The organism is Streptomyces sp. Ru71, assembly GCF_002920535.1.
Taxonomy (GTDB): Bacteria; Actinomycetota; Actinomycetes; order Streptomycetales; family Streptomycetaceae; genus Streptomyces.
This window is the reverse complement of record NZ_PQSS01000044.1, coordinates 1-18,408: the sequence shown is the minus strand read 5'-3', so window position 1 is coordinate 18,408 and position 18,408 is coordinate 1. Positions and strand designations below refer to the sequence as shown.

15 protein-coding genes are annotated in these 18,408 nt (G+C 73.8%); 10 read left to right on the top strand and 5 right to left on the bottom strand.

Annotated features, from left to right (window positions below; genetic code table 11):
- Positions 1–1,626, top strand: a complete 1,626-nt coding sequence (aceB, locus tag C3489_RS23905) for a malate synthase A (protein WP_103784099.1) — start codon at positions 1–3, stop codon at positions 1,624–1,626.
- 56 nt (positions 1,627–1,682) lie between these two features.
- On the opposite strand, the gene C3489_RS23900 is transcribed toward aceB, so the two are convergent.
- Both C3489_RS23900 and C3489_RS23895 read right to left on the bottom strand, forming a co-directional pair.
- Positions 1,683–2,594, bottom strand: coding sequence for a HipA family kinase (locus C3489_RS23900; protein WP_103784098.1), 912 nt, complete (start codon positions 2,592–2,594; stop codon positions 1,683–1,685).
- A gap of 20 nt (positions 2,595–2,614) precedes the next feature.
- Positions 2,615–4,234: an IucA/IucC family protein gene (locus C3489_RS23895; protein ID WP_103784097.1), complete on the bottom strand. Its 1,620-nt coding sequence runs from the start codon at positions 4,232–4,234 to the stop codon at positions 2,615–2,617.
- A 92-nt stretch (positions 4,235–4,326) separates the two neighbouring features.
- Here C3489_RS23895 and C3489_RS23890 point away from each other — a divergent pair, with 92 nt between their 5' ends.
- From C3489_RS23890 to C3489_RS23880, 3 genes are read left to right on the top strand one after another with little or no spacing between them, the layout of a single operon-like run.
- Complete coding sequence (locus C3489_RS23890) at positions 4,327–5,814, top strand: IucA/IucC family protein (RefSeq protein WP_103784096.1); 1,488 nt, start codon at positions 4,327–4,329, stop codon at positions 5,812–5,814.
- A 45-nt stretch (positions 5,815–5,859) separates the two neighbouring features.
- The gene (locus C3489_RS23885; protein ID WP_103784095.1) at positions 5,860–7,122 is read left to right on the top strand and encodes a VWA domain-containing protein; all 1,263 of its coding nucleotides are present in this window, start codon (positions 5,860–5,862) and stop codon (positions 7,120–7,122) included.
- Entirely contained in the window at positions 7,122–7,925 is an 804-nt protein-coding gene (locus C3489_RS23880) for a hypothetical protein (protein WP_103784094.1), read from the top strand. Before C3489_RS23885 ends, C3489_RS23880 begins: the two co-directional genes overlap by 1 nt.
- A gap of 373 nt (positions 7,926–8,298) precedes the next feature.
- Here the strand turns inward: C3489_RS23880 and C3489_RS23875 are convergent, their stop codons facing one another.
- The gene (locus tag C3489_RS23875) at positions 8,299–8,931 is read right to left on the bottom strand and encodes a winged helix-turn-helix transcriptional regulator (RefSeq protein WP_103784093.1); all 633 of its coding nucleotides are present in this window, start codon (positions 8,929–8,931) and stop codon (positions 8,299–8,301) included.
- An 81-nt stretch (positions 8,932–9,012) separates the two neighbouring features.
- Between C3489_RS23875 and C3489_RS23870 the strand changes: the two genes are divergently transcribed.
- The 4 genes from C3489_RS23870 (at position 9,013) to C3489_RS23855 (ending at position 12,181) form a co-directional block, all read left to right on the top strand.
- Positions 9,013–10,221, top strand: coding sequence for a pyridoxal phosphate-dependent aminotransferase (locus C3489_RS23870; protein WP_103784092.1), 1,209 nt, complete (start codon positions 9,013–9,015; stop codon positions 10,219–10,221).
- Positions 10,222–10,363: 142 nt separating this feature from the next.
- Positions 10,364–10,963: a histidine phosphatase family protein gene (locus tag C3489_RS23865; protein ID WP_103784091.1), complete on the top strand. Its 600-nt coding sequence runs from the start codon at positions 10,364–10,366 to the stop codon at positions 10,961–10,963.
- A 116-nt stretch (positions 10,964–11,079) separates the two neighbouring features.
- A complete protein-coding gene (locus tag C3489_RS23860; RefSeq protein ID WP_103784090.1) occupies positions 11,080–11,709 on the top strand; it encodes a hypothetical protein in 630 nt (209 codons plus the stop codon).
- Positions 11,710–11,758: 49 nt separating this feature from the next.
- Entirely contained in the window at positions 11,759–12,181 is a 423-nt protein-coding gene (locus C3489_RS23855; protein WP_103784089.1) for a thioesterase family protein, read from the top strand.
- Positions 12,182–12,194: 13 nt separating this feature from the next.
- Here the strand turns inward: C3489_RS23855 and C3489_RS23850 are convergent, their stop codons facing one another.
- Both C3489_RS23850 and C3489_RS23845 read right to left on the bottom strand, forming a co-directional pair.
- Positions 12,195–12,653 (bottom strand): hypothetical protein, encoded by a 459-nt coding sequence (locus tag C3489_RS23850; protein ID WP_103784088.1) that lies wholly within the window; start codon positions 12,651–12,653, stop codon positions 12,195–12,197.
- Positions 12,643–16,464, bottom strand: coding sequence for a polymorphic toxin-type HINT domain-containing protein (locus C3489_RS23845; RefSeq protein WP_146075347.1), 3,822 nt, complete (start codon positions 16,462–16,464; stop codon positions 12,643–12,645). The genes C3489_RS23850 and C3489_RS23845 overlap by 11 nt, the downstream gene beginning before the upstream one ends.
- Before the next feature lie 396 nt (positions 16,465–16,860).
- Here C3489_RS23845 and C3489_RS23840 point away from each other — a divergent pair, with 396 nt between their 5' ends.
- Positions 16,861–17,361 carry a hypothetical protein gene (locus C3489_RS23840; RefSeq protein WP_258054922.1) on the top strand — a complete coding sequence of 167 codons (501 nt, stop codon included), beginning with the start codon at positions 16,861–16,863 and terminating at the stop codon, positions 17,359–17,361.
- A 74-nt stretch (positions 17,362–17,435) separates the two neighbouring features.
- Positions 17,436–18,408, top strand: a 973-nt coding sequence (locus C3489_RS23835) for a trypsin-like serine protease (protein WP_146075346.1), incomplete at its 3' end; no start/stop codon positions are given.

Below are 18,408 nucleotides of genomic sequence, written 5' to 3'. Positions count from 1 at the left end.
ATGTCCGCACCAGCGCCGTCCACGCTGGCCATCGTCGACGCCGAGCCCCTGCCCCGGCAGGAAGAGGTCCTCACCGACGCGGCGCTCGCCTTCGTGGCCGAGCTGCACCAGCGGTTCACGCCGCGCCGCGCGGAACTCCTCGCCCGCCGTGCCGAGCGCCGCGCCGAGATCGCCCGCACCTCCACGCTCGACTTCCTGCCGGAGACGGCCGCCATCCGCGCGGACGACTCCTGGAAGGTCGCCCCGGCCCCGGCCGCGCTGCAGGACCGCCGTGTCGAGATCACCGGCCCGACGGACCGCAAGATGACCATCAACGCCCTGAACTCGGGCGCCAAGGTCTGGCTCGCGGACTTCGAGGACGCCTCCGCCCCCACCTGGGAGAACGTCGTCCTCGGCCAGCTCAATCTGATCGACGCCTACACGCGCAACATCGACTTCACCGACCCGAGGTCGGGCAAGTCCTACGCGCTCAAGCCGAACGAGCAGCTCGCCACCGTCGTCATGCGGCCGCGTGGCTGGCACCTGAACGAGCGGCACCTCGTCGACGCGGACGGCACCCCGGTCCCGGGCGCCTTCGTCGACTTCGGCCTGTACTTCTTCCACAACGCCCAGCGCCTGCTCGACCTGGGCAAGGGCCCCTACTTCTACCTCCCGAAGACGGAGTCGCACCTGGAGGCCCGCCTCTGGAACGACGTCTTCGTCTTCGCCCAGGACTACCTCGGCATCCCGCAGGGCACCGTCCGCGCCACCGTCCTGATCGAGACGATCACGGCGGCGTACGAGATGGAGGAGATCCTCTACGAGCTGCGCGACCACGCCTCCGGGCTGAACGCCGGCCGCTGGGACTACCTGTTCTCCATCGTCAAGAACTTCCGTGACGGCGGCGAGAAGTTCGTGCTGCCGGACCGCAACGCGGTCACCATGACGGCCCCGTTCATGCGCGCCTACACCGAACTCCTCGTGCGCACCTGCCACAAGCGCGGCGCCCACGCGATCGGCGGCATGGCGGCGTTCATCCCCTCCCGCAAGGACGCCGAGGTCAACAAGGTCGCCTTCGAGAAGGTCCGCGCCGACAAGGACCGCGAGGCGAACGACGGCTTCGACGGCTCCTGGGTCGCCCACCCCGACCTGGTGCCGATCGCCATGGAGTCCTTCGACAAGGTCCTCGGCGACAAGCCGAACCAGAAGGACCGGCTGCGCGAGGACGTCGACGTCAAGGCGGCCGACCTGATCGCCATCGACTCCCTGGACGCCAAGCCCACCTACGGCGGTCTGGTCAACGCCGTCCAGGTCGGCATCCGCTACATCGAGGCCTGGCTGCGCGGCCTGGGCGCGGTCGCGATCTTCAACCTCATGGAGGACGCGGCCACCGCCGAGATCTCCCGCTCCCAGATCTGGCAGTGGATCAACGCCGGTGTCGTCCTGGACAACGGCGAGAAGGTCACCGCCGACCTCGCCCGCAAGGTCGCCGCTCAGGAGCTGGAGAACATCCGCGAGGAGATCGGCGACGAGGCCTTCGCCGCCGGCAACTGGCAGCAGGCGCACGACCTGCTGCTGACGGTCTCCCTCGACGACGACTACGCCGACTTCCTCACCCTGCCGGCGTACGAGCAGCTGAAGGGCTGACACCCGGACGGGACGACACGAGTGGCCCCGGGCCTTCCCGGGGCCACTCGGCGCGTTCAGCCCAGGTGCACCGTCCAGTCCTGTTCCGCGGCCGGCTTGCCGTGCAGGTCGGGGACCCGCTTGAGCCAGGCCGGCCGGCCCGCCTGGGTGCGTGCCGCCCGCCGGGCCTCCTCCGCGGCCAGCTCCTCCCGGCTGGGAAAGTCGGTGGGCAGCCACTGGTGCGAGGCCCGCACGCGCGCGTGCAGATACGCCACGTACGCCGCGCGCACCTCGTCGGGGCCCGCGAAGGCGGAGTCCTCCAGCCAGGCGTCGGGCACCTCGGCGACGATCGCGCGCAGCAGCTCCTCGGTGACCTTGGGCGCCAGTTCGGCGTCGGCGGCGCGCACGTCGGGGCCGTAGTGGCCGAGGGCGTGGTGGCGGAGGTCGTAGGCCTTCGCCGGGTCGGCTCCGTCCCAGCGGTGGTGGAAGACGAGGGCGGCGCCGTGGTCGATGAGCCACAGCCGCGGCGGCGCGACGCCGAGGGTGGGCCACACCATCAGGTTGGAACTGTGCACCGTACGGTCGACGTTCGCGGTGAGCGCGTCGAGCCAGACGATCCGGCCGGCCTCCAGCGGGTCGACCGGGAAGACCCGGGCGAGCTCGGGCGTGAAGTCGACCGCGCCCGGCAGATGGTCCATGCCGAGGTTGAGCCCGAGGCTGGCGTCGTGCAGGTCCCGCACCTCCTGGTGGGGCTCGTGCGCGGCGATCGCCGGGTCGAAGTGGACCAGCACCAGCTCGGGGAAGCGCAGGCCCAGCGCGCGGGCCAGCTCCCCGACGATCACCTCGGCGACCAGCGCCTTGTGCCCCTGCGCGGAGCCGGTGAACTTGACCACGTACGTGCCGTCGTCATCGGCCTCGACGACCGCGGGCACCGAACCGCCCGACCTCAGCGGGGTCACGTATCGAACAGCGGTCACGTCGCGCAGCACACCGGCCAGCCTACGGCAGGTCAGGTACCGGCCAGCGGGTTGGGCAGCGGCAGATAGCGGGCCGCGGCGCCGTCCGCGCCGGTCCAGCGCAGCAGCAGGTTGGTCTTGCCCGGCAGGGTCGGGGAGGCGAGCAGGGCGGCGACCTCGGGCAGGTCGTGGCGGGCCAGTTCGCGGCGGGCCGCCGGCCACGGGTCCAGGCCGGGGTGGTGTTCGGCGAGCGCCGCGGCGACCTCGGTGAGGTGGTTGACGACCAGGCAGTACACCAGCCGCTGCCAGCCGGCCTCGGGCGTCACGTCCGGCAGCAGCTTCACGCCCTCCGCGTCCCGGAACAGCGCCTGCACGGGCATCCCGTCGGCGTCCACCGCGACCAGCGTGTTCTGCAGGTGCGCCTCCAGGACGACGCCGTGGTCGGCGTAGGCGGCGAGCGCGGGCGGCACGACCGCGCGCAGGTACGCCTCCCACCAGGCCGCCGGGTCGGCCGCGGCGGCGAGCGGGCTGCCGTCGAAGCCCTCCACCAGGCCGGCCGCGAGCAGCGGGGTCGCACCGGACAGGACGGGACCGCGCAGGCCGTCGCGGACGACGACGGCCAGCTCCTCGTAGGCGAAGGCGGCGGTGCGGTGGCCCCGGTCGCTCAGCCAGGCCGCCGGCCCGCCGAGCGCCGCGAAGGCGTGTGCCACCGCCTTGTCCGTCCGGCGGAGCCTGCGCAGGTCGTGCTCCCACAGCCGGCGGACGTCGTTGGTGATCCGCACGTCGAGGCTGAACTTGAGGAAGAGGTCGTCCTCGGGCGCGTACACGGTGCGGATCGCGGCGGTCGGCCAGGTCTCGGACGCGGTGGCGCCCAGCCGGATCAGCCGTCCGTCGGCGAAGGCGTCCGCCAGGGCGGGCGCGGCCAGCTGAAGCTGCCAGGGGTGCGCGGGCAGCATCCGATAGCCGGGCGGGGCCTCGCCGAGCGCGTCGAGGGCGCCGGTGTCGCCCTCCTCCACGACCGTGTCCGCGCGCACGCCGAGCAGGACCAGCGGGAAGCGGGCGTGCGCCTCCGGGGCGTACGGCAGCCAGCCGGCCGACGGGCCGCCGCCCCGCGCCTTGGGGGCGGGGTGGTGGGGATGGCCGGTGATCAGGGACTGCTCGGAGCGCAGATACGGGTCGGCGGGCGGGATGGCGCCGGCGCGGGCGGCGAGCAGGGCGGCGACCACGTCCCGGCTGTCGCTCATCTCGGCGGGCAGGTCGGGGTTGGCCAGCCCGGTGTGCCGGCGCAGCTCGTCGGCGACGAGGGCGACCAGCTCGCCGTGGCCCAGCGGCCGCCAGGCTCCGTCCGCGCGCAGCTCGGGCCGGGTCGGGCGGCGCGTGCCGCGCACCCGCAGCAGCCGGCCGGAGGCGGCCAGCCGGTGCACCCGCCATCCGTCCGCCTCCCCGCCCGGCACCCGCCGGCCGTCGCACTCCCCTCCCGGCACCCGCCCACCGTCGCCCTCCCCTCCCGGCCGGTGCACCCGCCGTCCGTCGGGCTCACCCGCGGGCCGGGCGACCTCGCGCAGCAGGCAGTTCAGCAGCGGTGCCGTAGCGTGGGCGTCGGCCAGGGCTGCGAGGGCGTCGCGCGGCGCGGCATCGCCGATGGTGGGAGGCATCAGGTCCACGCGATCCACTCGTTCCCTACGGTCCTGTCGGTCGGAGACGATCAGTATCCCTGCCGTCACGCCCCGCCGTGACGCTCCCCGCGTACCCGAGGAGCCCGCCCGTGCACCGACCCCCCACCGCCGACGCGGAGGTCGCCGCCGAACTCGCCGCCGAGCGTCCCGGCCTGGAGCCCCGGTACCGGGCCGCGCTGCCCGGGGCGCGGGCCGCCGTGCTGACCCGGCTGTGGCGCGGCCTCGCCCACGAGCCGCTGCCGTGGATCACACGCCGGGGGGAGCGCGGCGGCCGTCTCACCCTGCACCTGGCCGACGGCCGCCGGCTGCACGGCCCGGCGCCGGACCCGTACGCCACCGACGCGTACGTCACCGTCGTACACCTGGACCACGTGGCGTACGAGCGGCCCGAGCGGCTGATGACGGACCTCGCGGTACCGCACGCGGCGGGTTTCGCCACCGAGCTCGGGCACAGCGTGGCCTCCCTCGCGCTGTCCCGGGCCGGGCAGGAGGAGCGGCCCGAGGGTCGGCCGGCGCACGGCTGGGAGTGGGAGCAGCGGGTCGTCGACGGGCACCCCTACCATCCGTGCTGCCGCTCCCGGCCCGGTTTCTCGGTGGCCGAGCAACTGGCGTACGCGCCCGAGCACCGGCCGGTCGTCGACCTGGAGCTGCTGCCCGTTCCGGCGGCCGGCTGCCTGGTCAGCGGCGACTGGCCGGGGTGGCTGCGGGACGGGGAGCGACTGCTGCTGCCGGTGCATCCGTGGCAGGCGGCGCATGTGCTGAAGCGGACCGGCGAGACCACGCTCGCCGCGCACCCGCTGATGGCGCTGCGCACCCTCGCCCTGCCCGGCGGGCCGCATGTGAAGACCGCCCTGAGCGCCCGGCTGACGTCCTCGGTGCGGGACATCTCCGTCGGCTCGGTGCGCATGGCGGCCTCCCTTTCGGCGTTCGGTGAGCGGATCGCGGCGCGCACGGACGGCCTGCTGCACATCACGCGCACGCTGGGCGCGGCCACCGCCCACTCCCCCGACCTGGCGGCTCAGCTGCGCGAGGCGCCGGAGGTGTACGCGGGGCCCGGCGAGGAGGTCGTCCCGGTCGCGGCGCTCGCCGGCCCGCACTCCCCCGACTGGCTCGCGGACTTCGCGCGGCTGGCGCTCGGCGCGGGCCTGCGGCTGCTGGAGCTGGGCGTGGCGCTGGAGGCGCACGGGCAGAACCTGCTGGTGGTGCTGGGGCCGGGAGGCGAGCCGCGGCGGCTGGTCTACCGGGACCTGGCCGACATCCGGGTCGGCCCGGCCCGGCTGGCCCGGCACGGCATCGCGGTCCCCGGTGATCTGGCCGGCCGGATCGTCACGGACGACGTGACGGCACTGCGGCGCAAGCTGTTCGGTTCGCTGGTGGCGGGCGCGCTGGCGGCCACCGCGGGCGGCGGCCCGGCGCTGGCGGGGGCGCTGGAGGCGGCCGTACGGGATCTGCCGCGCACCCCCGACCTGGTGGCGCTGTGTCAGGAACCGCTGCCCGCCAAGGCCCTGACCTCGATGCGGCTGTCGCCGGACGTGCCCGGTGACCAGTGGACCCGGCTGCCGAACCCGCTCGTCTGACGGACCGTTTTGGAGCGGGGCGGCACAGATCAATAAGATCCGCCGATGATCAGAAGACAACGGCTGGCGGCGGGCCTCGGCGCCCTGCTCGCCGCGCTCGCGGCCGGGCTCGCGTTCCCGGCCGGGGCGGTCGCCGACGAGACCACCGCAAGCGCGCCGAAGGTCGACCTCGTGATCGACGTCAGCGGGTCGATGCGGACGCGGGACATCGACGGACAGACACGCATGTCGGCGGCCAAGCAGGCGTTCAACGAGGTGCTGGACGCCACGCCCGAGGAGGTCCAGCTCGGCATCCGCACGCTGGGCGCCACCTACCCGGGCGACGACCGGCAGACCGGCTGCAAGGACACCGCGCAGCTGTACAAGGTCGGCCCGCTGGACCGCACCGAGGCCAAGACCGCGGTGGCCACGCTCAGCCCGACCGGCTGGACGCCGATCGGACCGGCCCTGCTCAAGGCGGCCGGGGACCTCGACGGGGGCACCGGCTCCAAGCGGATCGTGCTGATCAGTGACGGCGAGGACACCTGCGCCCCGCTCGACCCGTGCGAGGTGGCCCGCGAGATAGCCGCCAAGGGCATCGGCCTGACCATCGACACGCTCGGCCTGGTGCCCAACGTGAAGATGCGGCAGCAGCTCAGCTGTATCGCCGAGGCGACCGGCGGCACCTACACCTCGGTGGAGCACACCGACGATCTCGCCGACAAGGTGAACCAGTTGGTGGACCGGGCGGCCGACCCGGTGGTCACGCCGGTCGCCACCGACGGCGCCGCCTCCTGCGCCAAGGCGCCGACGCTGAACTCGGGCCTGTACACCGACCGCGAGGAGTTCGGGCAGCAGCGCTGGTACCGGGTGGACGTGAAGCCCGGCCAGGAGCTGCGCGCCTCGGTGAGCGTGGCGGCGGACCGCTCGATGCACCCGGACTACGGCGTGCTGCTGCGCGCGGTCACGGTGCACGGCCGGGAGATCGTGCGCGGTGAGGCGGCCGGCAACGGCCGTACGGACGTGATCTCGACGGGTGTGCGCTACCCGAAGGCCGACAGCGACGACGAGAACGCCCCGGCGGAGACGGTGTGCCTGGCGGTGACGAACTCCTTCTCGGCGGCGCCCGGGGTGAAGACCACGCCCGGTATGCCGCTGGAGCTGACCGTGGACGTGGTCGACGGGCCGTCGCAGGCGGACGACGTGGCGTCCTTCGGTCTGGGGCGCGGCTGGTGGCTGCTCGGTCTGCTGGTGCTGATCGGCTTCCTCGCGGGTGTGGTGTGGGGCTGGCTGTCGCGCTGGCGTGTCGCGGTGTGGAGGACCAACTGATGAAGCTCACGCACGCGTTGGGCGCGGCCCTGCTGACGCTCGGCCTCGCCGCCGCCCCCGCGGCGGCCGACTCGTCCCCGTCCGCGAGCCCGTCGGGCGCCGGCTCGGCGCCGGCGTCGGCGGGCACCTCGTTCCGTACGGCGACGGAGGTGGAGCAGGGCCAGACGGCCACGGCGAGCGCCTCCACCGGTGACTACCTGTACTGGTCGTTCCCGGCGGACGCGAAGCAGCGGCCCACCGTGAAGGCGACGGTGAAGCTGCCGCAGACGCACACCACGCAGACCTGGCAGGTCGACGTGTACGACGGGCTGCGGCGCCGCCAGGCCTGCCAGTACGGCGCGCAGACCCGCACGGCCGACGCGGGGACCTCCTCGCTGGAGCTGGCGTGCGTGCTGCGCACCGTGCGCTCCTGGTCGGAGCCGTGGGCGAACGACCCGCTGCCGGGCACGTACTACGTGCGGCTGACGGCGGTGGGCGTGCAGACGGCCGACCTCGGGCAGCCGGTGAACGCCGAACTGCGCGTCGAGTCCAAGGACATCGGCGGCGCGGCGGCCGTGGACGGCCGGCTGGCCGAGCCGCTGGTGCCGGGTGTCGCCGTCAAGGCGCAGCAGGAGAAGGACGACTCGAAGACGGCGGCCGTGCTGGCCAGCGTCGAGCCGGACGGCGGCTGGTCGTCGGGCTGGTGGTCGGACCGCTGGGTGTGGAGCGCGATCGGCGGCGTGCTGGCCGCGCTCGCGGGCATCGGCGGCTACGCACTGACGCGCGGGCGCGGACGCCCGCCGTACGTGCCGCCGAACGCCTGACGAGACCTGCCCTACAGGGCCCGTCGCACGTCCTGTGCGGCGGGCCCTTGTCCTGCCCCGTGATGCGCACCCCACGGCGCGGTTGCCGGTCTCCCTCACGTCCAGGAAGTCACAAAGGCGCGCGCCGTCGGAGGGATCGGGCGTCGGGAGGAAGAACATCGCCCCACGCCTGGAGACGGCGAAGAGGAAGAAGGAGGCGGCCTCCTGCGGGGGAGCGGCGTCCATGCCAAGACGGGTCCACACGGACCGGTTCACCTGCATCCAGCCGGTCCACAGGGTCTCCGCCCCCGATGTCCGTGGCTGGGCCGGCACCCCGGCACCCTCGGCTGCGGCCGAGTCGCCGGCCGGGACGGGATGGCTGCCGCGGTCCATGTCATAGGCTGCGCAGCTCCTTGGCGAGGGCCCCGTCCCCGGACACCTCGACGCGGCCGGCGTGGACGGCGTCGGCGAGGCTCAGCTCACCGGCGCTGATGGCTGTGCAGGTGGACGCGTCCATCACGAGCCGGGCGTCGGGCTCGCCGGGTGCCGGCCCGTCGCCGTAGACGGGGCCCTCCTCGGATCCCGCGTGCAGATGGAACACGCCTTCCTCCAGCCGGACTTCGACGAGCCCCTGTCCGTCGATCGCCCGCAGCAGCGGCAGCGCGAACCAGTGCGCGCGGACGGCGTCGGTGGGCCGCCGCTCCCCCAGCTCCGCCTCGCCCCAGGCGCCGAGGGCCTGCAGGACGGGCAGCAGTCCCCTTCCGCGCGGGGTCAGTTCGTAGACGTAGACGGCTCCCGGCGGTGGCAGCCGGCGCCGGGTGGCCAGGCCGCCCTGCTCCATGTCCTTCAGCCGTGAGGCGAGCATGTCCGTGCTGACGCCCGGCAGGTCGGCGTGCAGGTCGGTGTAGCGGCGCGGCCCGGCGAGCAGCTCCCGGACGATCAGCAGGGTCCAGCGATCGCCGACGAGGTCGAGGGCGCGGGCGGCGGAGCAGTACTGGTCGTAACTACGGCGGGTGCGGGGTGACATGCGACGCAGTCTAGACGCGTTGTTGGACTTTCCAAGCTCCTACTTGGTAAAACCAAGCACCACGAGTTTCCGGAGGGGCGCATGGAGTTCCGGCAGTCGAACAAGCTCAGCGAGGTCTGTTACGAGATCCGGGGCCCGGTGATCGAGCACGCCAACGCGCTGGAGGAGGCCGGGCACAGCGTGCTGCGCCTGAACACCGGCAACCCGGCCCTCTTCGGCTTCGAGGCGCCGGAGGAGATCCTCCAGGACATGATCCGGATGCTGCCGCAGGCGCACGGCTACACCGACTCGCGCGGCATCCTCTCCGCCCGCCGCGCGGTCGCCCAGCGCTACCAGACCCTGGGCCTGGAGGTCGACGTCGACGACGTCTTCCTCGGCAACGGCGTGAGCGAGCTGGTCTCCATGGCCGTCCAGGCCCTGGTCGAGGACGGCGACGAGATCCTCATCCCGGCCCCCGACTTCCCCCTCTGGACGGCGGTGACGACGCTCGCGGGCGGCAAGGCGGTGCACTACCTGTGCGACGAGCAGTCCGAGTGGTACCCGGACCTGGCCGACATGGCCTCGAAGATCACCGACCGCACCAAGGCGGTCGTGCTCATCAACCCCAACAACCCCACCGGCGCGGTCTACCCGAAGGAGATCGTCGAGGGCGTCCTCGACCTCGCCCGCCGGCACGGGCTGATGGTCTTCGCCGACGAGATCTACGACCAGATCCTCTACGACGACGCCGTGCACCACTCGGCCGCCGCGCTCGCCCCCGACCTGGTCGTCCTCACCTTCTGCGGCCTGTCGAAGACGTACCGGGTGGCCGGCTTCCGGTCCGGCTGGCTCGTGGTCACCGGGCCGAAGCAGCACGCGAAGGACTACCTGGAGGGCCTGACCATGCTGGCCTCCATGCGCCTGTGCGCCAACGCGCCCGCCCAGTACGCCATCCAGGCCGCGCTCGGCGGCCGCCAGTCCATCCGTGACCTGACGCGGCCGGGCGGCCGGCTGCACGAACAGCGCAACGTCGCCTGGGAGAAGCTGAACGAGATCCCCGGCGTGTCCTGTGTGAAGCCCAAGGGCGCGCTGTACGCGTTCCCGCGCATCGATCCCAAGGTGCACCCGATCCACGACGACGAGAAGTTCGTCCTGGACCTGCTGCTGCGCGAGAAGATCCAGGTGGTCCAGGGCACCGGCTTCAACTGGCCCACGCCCGACCACTTCCGCATCCTCACCCTCCCCCACGCCGAGGACCTGGAGGCGGCGATCGGCCGGATCGGACGGTTCCTCGGCGGATACCGGCAGTAGGGCCGCTCCCGGCGGTGGGATCGGCAGGCAGGCCCGCGCGCGGGTGTGGCGGGGGCGGCTGCGGGTGCAGCAGGGGCACGGCGCGGCTGTCGGCGCTGCCCGTTCCGCGCGGTCGGCGGACCGGGCCCGTACGCTCTGAACCGTGGGTGATCTCTTTCTGGTCCGGCACGGCGAGACCGAGTGGTCGCGGTCCGGGCGGCACACCGGGTGGACGGACGTCCCGCTGACCGAGCACGGGCGGGAGGAGGCGCGGCGGCTGGTGCCGCTGATCCGCTCGCACCGGATCGGAGCCGCCTTCGTCAGCCCCCTGCAGCGGGCGCGGGAGACGGCCGAGCTGATCGGGGTGCACGACGCGCGCGTGGACGCCGACCTGCGGGAGTGGGACTACGGCGGGTACGAGGGCGTCACGACCGTGGAGATCCAGCGGGAGCGGCCGGGGTGGTTCCTGTTCACGGACGGGGTCGCGCCGGGGCCGCCGGAGCACCCCGGGGAGACGCCCGAGCAGGTCGGGGAGCGTGCCGACCGGATGCTGGGCAAGGTGGACGCCGCGCTCGCCAACACCGAGGGCGTGGTCCTGCTGGTCGCCCACGGGCACTTCCTGCGGGTACTGACCGCCCGGCGCCTGGGTCTGCCCCCGCAGCACGGGGCACTGTTCCAGCTGGCGACGGGTGCGCTGGGCCGGCTGGGCACGGAGCACGGGCGGCCGGTGATCGCGGGCTGGAACGTCAGACCCCCGGCGTGAGCCGCGCGGCGAGGGTCAGCCCCGGCGTTCCGTGATCGGCGGCCGGAATGTCAGACCCCCGGCGTAGCCTGCGAAGCGGGTGTCAGGCCCGTCGGTCCTGCTGGGAGGAGCTTGCCGTGACGCGACCGCCCACCGCCGCCCAGCGGCGTGTCATCGACGCCGCCGATCCCGTCACCGGGCGGCTGAAGGGGACGCCGACCCAGCTCGCGGCGCTGGTGCGGCACGGACTGGCGTTCCGGCATCCGCGCCCGCCGCACGGCCACTTCCTGACGCCGGCCGGGCACCGGATACGCGAGACGCCCGTGACCGCGCCGCCCGAGCCGGCCCCCGCCCAGCCGTCCACCGGTGTCTTCACCGCGCGGGTGGGCGGCGAGGAGGAGCCGCCGCCGCCCGGCCCGGCCCGGCTGCGCGAGGTGCACAGCGCCTGGCAGGGGCTGCTGGAACTGCGCCGTATGACCAACCGGGACGGGTCGACGGACCGGCCCTGCGGCTGGGAGCGCGCGCATCTGGTGCAGGCCGCCGCGCTCGCCCTGGAGGCGGCCGGGCAGCGGCCGGCGGGACCCGAGGGCGCGGGCTACCGGGTGCGGGCGACGCCGCAGCCGGAGGCCGTCGCCGTGTACGCCGACGGCCCCGTCGCGCTGCGCGGCTGCGCGGCCGCGCTGGAGCGGGCCGGATGGCAGGCCGGGGAGTACACCGAGCCCCGTACCCGGGACCGCTATCTGCTGGCGTCGCCCCGCCGGGTGTGAGGGCCGTGCCAAGATCGGTGGGCAGTGCAGCGAACTCGGAAGGGAAGCCATGAGCGAGCCGTTCTCCGTACGGATCACCGTCCGCGGATACGAGACCGACACCCAGGGTCATCTGAACCAGAGCGTGTACCTCAACTACGCGGAGCACGCCCGCTGGTCGTTGCTGCAGGCGGCCGGCATCAGCCAGGCCCGGCTGATCTCCACGGGTGTCGGACCGGTCGCCCTGGAGACCACCATCCGCTACAAACGCGAGCTGCTCGCCGGTGACGAGGTGGACGTGACGTGCGCCTTCTCCTGGGGCGGCGGCAAGACGTTCCGCATCGAGCAGATATTCCGCAAGACGGACGGCACCGTGGCCGCCGAACTGACCGCGGTCGGCGGACTGCTGGACCTCAAGGAGCGCCGGATGGTGGCCAACCCCCAGGACCACTTCAAGGAGTTGGCCACCGACCCCAGCCTGTTCGGGCTGTGAGCGCGCGGGACGCCTACACCACGCCCGGCGGGTAGCCGTAGTGCGGCCCGCCGCGGACCAGCGCACGCCAGGACTCCTCACCGCCGGAGCGGTCGGGGAAGGCCTCGACGCTGAAGCCGTGGGCGGCCTCCAGGGTCAGGGCGCCCGCCGCGCCCTGGTGGACGTCCCGCACCGTGGGCCGGGCCCCGGCCAGGACGCGGTTGAGGATCGCCGCGCGGTCGTCGTACAGGGTGTCGAAGGTGTCGAACGCGTCCTGACCCGCGTCCTTGCGGACGTACGACATGTCGCGCGAGCCCAGCACCACCTGTCCGTCGCGCACGATCCGGAAGGCGCAGCTCAGGTGCAGTCCGAGGTCCTCGCCGTGCGCGCCGGTCAGCTCCAGCACGCCCATGCCCGCCGCGCGGCCGACCGAGCGGATCTCCGCCCCGGTCAGCAGCCGCCGGACGTTCTCCGGCTCCGTGTCAGCATCCACCGAACAACCCCTTGGCCTCTTCGACGATCCGATGGTAGTCGTACCCCTGCCCGGTGATCCGGTCGTGCAGCGCACGGCGCTCGGCGGGGGTCACCTTGCGGCCCAGGTCGCGCTCGACGGAGCGCAGGGCGTCCCTGAACTCCTTGTTCTCCGCCTGGTTGCCGCGCGGGGCGTGGTAGCCGTCGTCGTCCTGGTCCCCGGAGTCCCAGGTCTGCTTGAGCTTCTCGAACTCCTTCTCCCAGTCGAGGCCGCCGTCGTTGTGGACGAGGACCGTGGCGTCGCCGGCCCGCACGTAGTAGGTGTGGGCGTGGGCGACGGTGAGGTTGTGGACCGTCCGGGTCTCCGCCCAGGCGCGGGTGGCGGTGACGGTGCGGAGCGTGCCGTCGGTACCGAGGAGCCGGTCGCCGGGCCGGATGTGGCCCGCGGGGATCCAGGCGTGCCGGTCGGGCACCCACAGCGGGTGGTTGTCGGTCGCGGTGAGCGTGCCCGTGGCGTCCCCGTCGGCGCCGTCGGTGTCGACGGTGAACCGGACCAGGCTCTTGGCGCCCGTGCCGGTGATGAGCCGCTGGACGGGCTGCGGCCCGGTGCGGCCGGTGCGGACGTCGGTGGCGAGCACGCGGTCGCCGATGCGCACGTCCTTGATCGGCTTGACCGTGCCGTCGGCCATGACGACGGGCGTCTCGGGCGTGAAGCTGTTGGCCAGCGGCACCCGGCAGGCCTTGCGCGCCTTGCCGAACAGGCCCTTGAAGACGCCGAGCGCCTTCTTGCCCCACTTGCCGAACTTCACCGTCGAGGCGCCGTAACCGGCGACCGGGACGGCGGAGGCGCAGGACAGGCCGGCGTCCAGCGCGTCCCCCTCGGCGCCGTACCAGGCGCAGTTGGCGCCGTCGGCGAACTCGCCGGCGCCCGGGACGAGGCCGGCCACGTCGAGCAGCAGGTGCCCGGTGTCGGACCAGGTCCACTCGGTCTCGTCCGCTTCCTCCTCGGCGGCCTCGCGGATCGCCTCCTCGCGGGCCTTGCGGGCCGCCTCGTCCCGGCGCCGGGCCTCCTCCTCGGCACGCCGCTTGGTCTCGGCGGTGGCCTTGGCGTCCTTGGCCGCCTTGTCGGCGTCCGTGGCGTCCTTTCCGGCGGCCTGGGCGGAGGCGCGGGCCTGCCGGGAGGACTCGGAGGCGTCTTCGGCGGAGTAGCGGGCCCAGGCGGCGGAGGCGCGTGCCTTCTGCGCCGACGTGGTCGCGTCGATCGCCGCCGCGTTCGCGTCGACCTGCGCCTTGTGGGCGGTCCTGGCCGACTGCTGTGCCTGCGCGGCGGACGTGGCCGCCTGGTCGGCGGACTTGCCGGCCTCGGTGGCGTACTTCTTCGCCTCCTGCGCCGACGCGCTCGCCTTGTCGGCCCAGGTTCTGGCCTCGCCGGCCTGTTTGCGGGCGAGCGCGGCCGCCTTGAGGGCGTCGGCGGCGTTCTGCTGGGCCGTCGCGGCGACGCCGGCCGCCTCGGCGATCATCTGCTGGACGGCGGCGATGTGGGTGGCGGCCAGGGCGTCCTGGCGGGCGGCCCGGTACTGGCCGACGGTGATGAACTCGTGCAGGACCTGCGGCGCACCCTCGACCGCGACGCTCGCGGCCGCCTTGAGCTCGGGGCCGCCCGTGCTGACGAGGCGTGAGGCGCGCAGCTGCTCGTCCTTGATCCGGGCGATGTACTGGCCGGAGGTGAGGAAGGCCCGCAGGGCGTCCGTGCCGCCGTCGAGGGCGGCCAGCGCGGCCTCCTTGGTGGCGACGTCGCCGGTGCTGACGAGCTGCGAGACGCGCAGCCGGTAGTCGTTGGCGGCGACCTCGTGCTGCCCGGTCGTCAGGAACGCGTGGATCTGCCCGGCGTCCTTGCCGAGGACGTCCTCGGCGGCCTTGCGCACGGCGGGCGACTCGGCGTCGTCGGCGAGACGCTCGACCCGGGCCCGTTCGTCCTGCTGGGCCGCCTCCGTCCAGCCGGTGCGGACGTAGGCGAGGACGTCCTCGTCGGAGCCGGCGAGGGCGTCGGCGGCGGCGTTGCTGCTCCACGGCCCGCGGGTCTTCAGGGTGACCAGCGCGATCCAGCGGCCCTTGGCGACGATCCGCGCGGGGTCCGCGTCCGGCTGGGCCGCGTACGCGGACATCTCGGCGACCACGCCGTCGAGTGCGGCCGCCGCCTTGGCGAGCTGGTCGGCCTGACCCGTCTGCAGGTCGTAGGCGGCCTTGCTCTCCCGGGCGGTCTCCAGGGCGTCGGCGGTACGGGCCGTGAGCTCCTCGGCCTCGCTGCGGCGGGTCAGGTCGAAGGTGGCACGGGCCTCCTTGACCGCGGCGGTGGCGGCGTCGGCGGCCTTCTTCGCCTCGCCCGCCTGGGTGGTCGACTCCTTGGCTGCGTCGGTGGCCTTGCCGGCCTGCTTGGCCGCCTCGTCCGCGGCCTTGGCCGCGTTCTCGGCGTGGTCGGCGGCGCCGTTGGCGGCGTCCCTGGCGTCGGTGGCGGCCGCGGCGGACTCCTTGGCGAGGGCCTGGGAGACACCGGCGGCCCGGGTCGCCTCGCGGGCCCTGCGGCGGGCCGTCTCGGCGGCCGCGTCGGCCTGGGCGGAGTGCGCCCCGGCGGCCCGGGCGAGTCCGCCCGCCCGGCCGGCCTGGGCGGCGGCCTCGTCGGCGTTGCGGCCGGCGCTCGCGGCGGAGTCGGCCGCGGAGCCGGCGGCGAGCGACGCCACGGACGCGGCCTGTGCGGCCAGCGCGGCCTCGCGCGCCTGCTTGGCGATGGTCCGGGCCTCCTGCGCGGCCTTGCGGGCGGCCGCGGCCTGGGACGCGTCACCGGCGGCCGCGGCCGCGGCGCTGCGGGCGCGGACAGCGGCGTCCTCGGCACCGGCCGCGGCGATGGCGGCCTGGGACGCGGCGGAGGCGGCGACCCGGGCCGCCGCGTTCGCGGCACGTGCGGCGCTGATCGCCTGTTGTGCGGCGGAGGCGGCGCCCTGGGCGGCGCGTGCGGCGCGGCCCGCGGCGCCGGCGGCGCGCTTGGCGTCCTTGCCTGCGGCGGCGGTCTCCTGGGCGGCTTCCTCGGCGGCCTTCTTGGCCAGGGCGGAGGCCTTGACGGCCCGGTCGGAGGCCTCCTTGGCGGCGTCCGTGTGCTGCTTGGCCTGCGCCCCGGCCGCCTTGGCCCGTTCGACGAGCTGCGCGACGGTGGCGTGCTCGTTGTCCCGGGCGCGGGCGATGTACTGCCCGACGTTCAGGAACTCCCGTACGTCGTCGATGGTTCCGTCGGCGGCGGCCATGGCGGCCGCCTTGGTGGCGGGTCCGCCGGTGCTGACGATCCGGGAGAGCTCCAGCCGGTCGTCGGCCTCGGCGGCCGTGTACCGGCCCTTCTCCAGGAACGCGCGCACCTGGTCGGGGCCGCCGTCGAGCGCGGCGACACCCGCGGACTTGACGTTCGGGCCGCCCTCGCTGACCAGCTGCGAGATCCGCAGTTGCTGGTCCTGCCGCAGCGGCGCCTGCCAGCCGTCCCGCAGGAACGCCAGCACCTGTTCGCGATCGCCGCTGTCGAGCGCCTTGAGCGCCGCCTCGCGCACCTTGGGCCCGCTGACCGAGTAGAGCTGCGAGAACAGCATCTGCTCGTCGTGGCGTTCCGCCACGGCCTGCTCCTGGTCGAGGAACAGCCGGATGTCGGCGTCGGAGCCCTGGAGCGCGGTCTCGGCGGCGGCCCGTACGGAGGGGCCTCCGGTGTTCCACGCGTCCAGCACCAGTTGCCGGTCGGTCGCCGGGGCGGTGACGACCGGTCCGTCGTCGGCCACGGCGGGCGTGAGGGCTCCCATGGTCAGTGAGAGCGTCAGGGCGCCGAGGCACACCGTACGTATGCCACGCGCCCACCTTCCCCCTGCTCTATTCACGTTTTGATTTCCCGTTCAAGAATCCCGCCCGGTCATGGCGGGTTCGCCGAATATCGGCGCGGCGAGCATATCCCCGACCTGCGAGAAGTTCGCACCCGGGAAACGGAAGGCAGTGTTCCGGGAATTGACGGAGGATCAGCCGGTCAGGTTCCCTCCCCTTGGCAGCCGTTATCGCGTCGTTATAGCGGCAGACCTTGTCAGGAACCTGTGAACGAAGGTGATACGTTCTGAAAAGGCCCTGGGGGAACGGGCCTTCTTCGCGGCTGCCCTGGTGCGCCGCATCTTCGAAGGGAACCACTCGTGAAATTTCGCGTGCGCGGAATGCTGCTCGCGGGCGTCGTCGGCACCGTCGCGGCACTGACCGGGACCGCCCTGACCACGGCGAACGCCGCCCCGCTGACCACGGCGGCGGCAGCCGGGACCACGGACGACACCGAGACGCAACCGCCCTACGCCGTCGAGGACTTCGGCTATCCGGACGCCGAGGGAATCCTCAAGGAAAAGGGGATCGTCCTGCGTCGGGGCGACGGCCACATCACCCTCACGGACTGCTCCGCCCCGCACCAGATCCAGGTGTGGACGCTGCAGAACACCGAGGGCCGGTACTGCTTCCGGGTCACCGGAAAGACCGGATATCTCAGCCTGGAAGTCAATCGGGTCCACGCTATCCGCACCGACGACCGGGCGGTTCGCGCCAGCCTGACGACGGACGGGAAAACGACCACGGTCGACGTGCCCAAGGATGACTACAAGCCGGTCGGTGAAGGCGATCAGAAGGACCCGCGGCCCGCGGTCCTCGTGGAACTGAAGGTGACGGGTTGAGCCGGCCGGCGCGCGCGGTGAACCCGCCCGCCGCAGCCCCCCTCTTCGCACCCTCCGACTCGCTAGGAACACCCATGCACAAGCCGCGCCGACGCGCCGCGGTCGTCTCCCTCGTCTCGGCGGCCGCCGTCGCCGCCGGGGCCCTGGCCACCGCGCCCGCCCACGCCGTCGTGGGGAACAGCCCCACGGACGGCTCGTACGCCTTCACCGCCAAGCTGGACATCGGCAACGGCGCCCGCTCCTGCACCGGCACCCTCGTCGAGCAGCAGTGGCTCCTGACCGCCGCCAGCTGCTTCGCGGAGACCCCGGGCGCGACCGTCGCCGCGGGCACGCCCCGCTGGAAGACCACGGCCACGATCGGCCGTACGGACCTGAACGCGGGCGGCGGCGCCGTCACCGAGGTGGTCGAGCTGGTCCCGCGGACCGACCGCGACCTGGTGATGGCCCGTCTCGCCGCCCCGGTCCCCGGTATCGCACCCGCCCGGATCGCCACGGCCGCCCCGCAGGCCGGCGAGGCGCTCGTCGCCGCCGGGTACGGCCGCACCAAGGACGAGTGGGTGCCCGACCGGCTGCACACCGGGGCCTTCACCGCGCAGACCGTCAAGGACGGCTCCCTCGGGCTGGAACCGGCCGCCGCCTCGGACGCCGCCCTGTGCAAGGGCGACACCGGCGGTCCCACCCTGCGCGAGTCGTCCTCGGGACCGGAGCTCGCCGCCGTCAACAGCCGTTCGTGGCAGGGCGGTTGCCTCGGCACCCCGGCGACCGAGACGCGCAGGGGCGCCACGAGCGTCCGGGTGGACGACATCGCCGGCTGGATCGAGCAGACCGCGGCGCGCAGCCTGCTGCCGCGCTCCGACTGGAAGAAGGCCGACCTGCTCGCGTCGGGCTACTTCACCGGCGGCTCGCCGGGCGCATCGCGCCACATGGACCTGCTGGTGCGCTGGTCGGACGGCTCGGTGAGCCTCTTCCAGGGCTCCGACGGCAACGACCCGCAGGCGCCGTTCGCCGCGCAGTACCAGATCGCGAAGCCGGGCAGCGTGTGGCAGT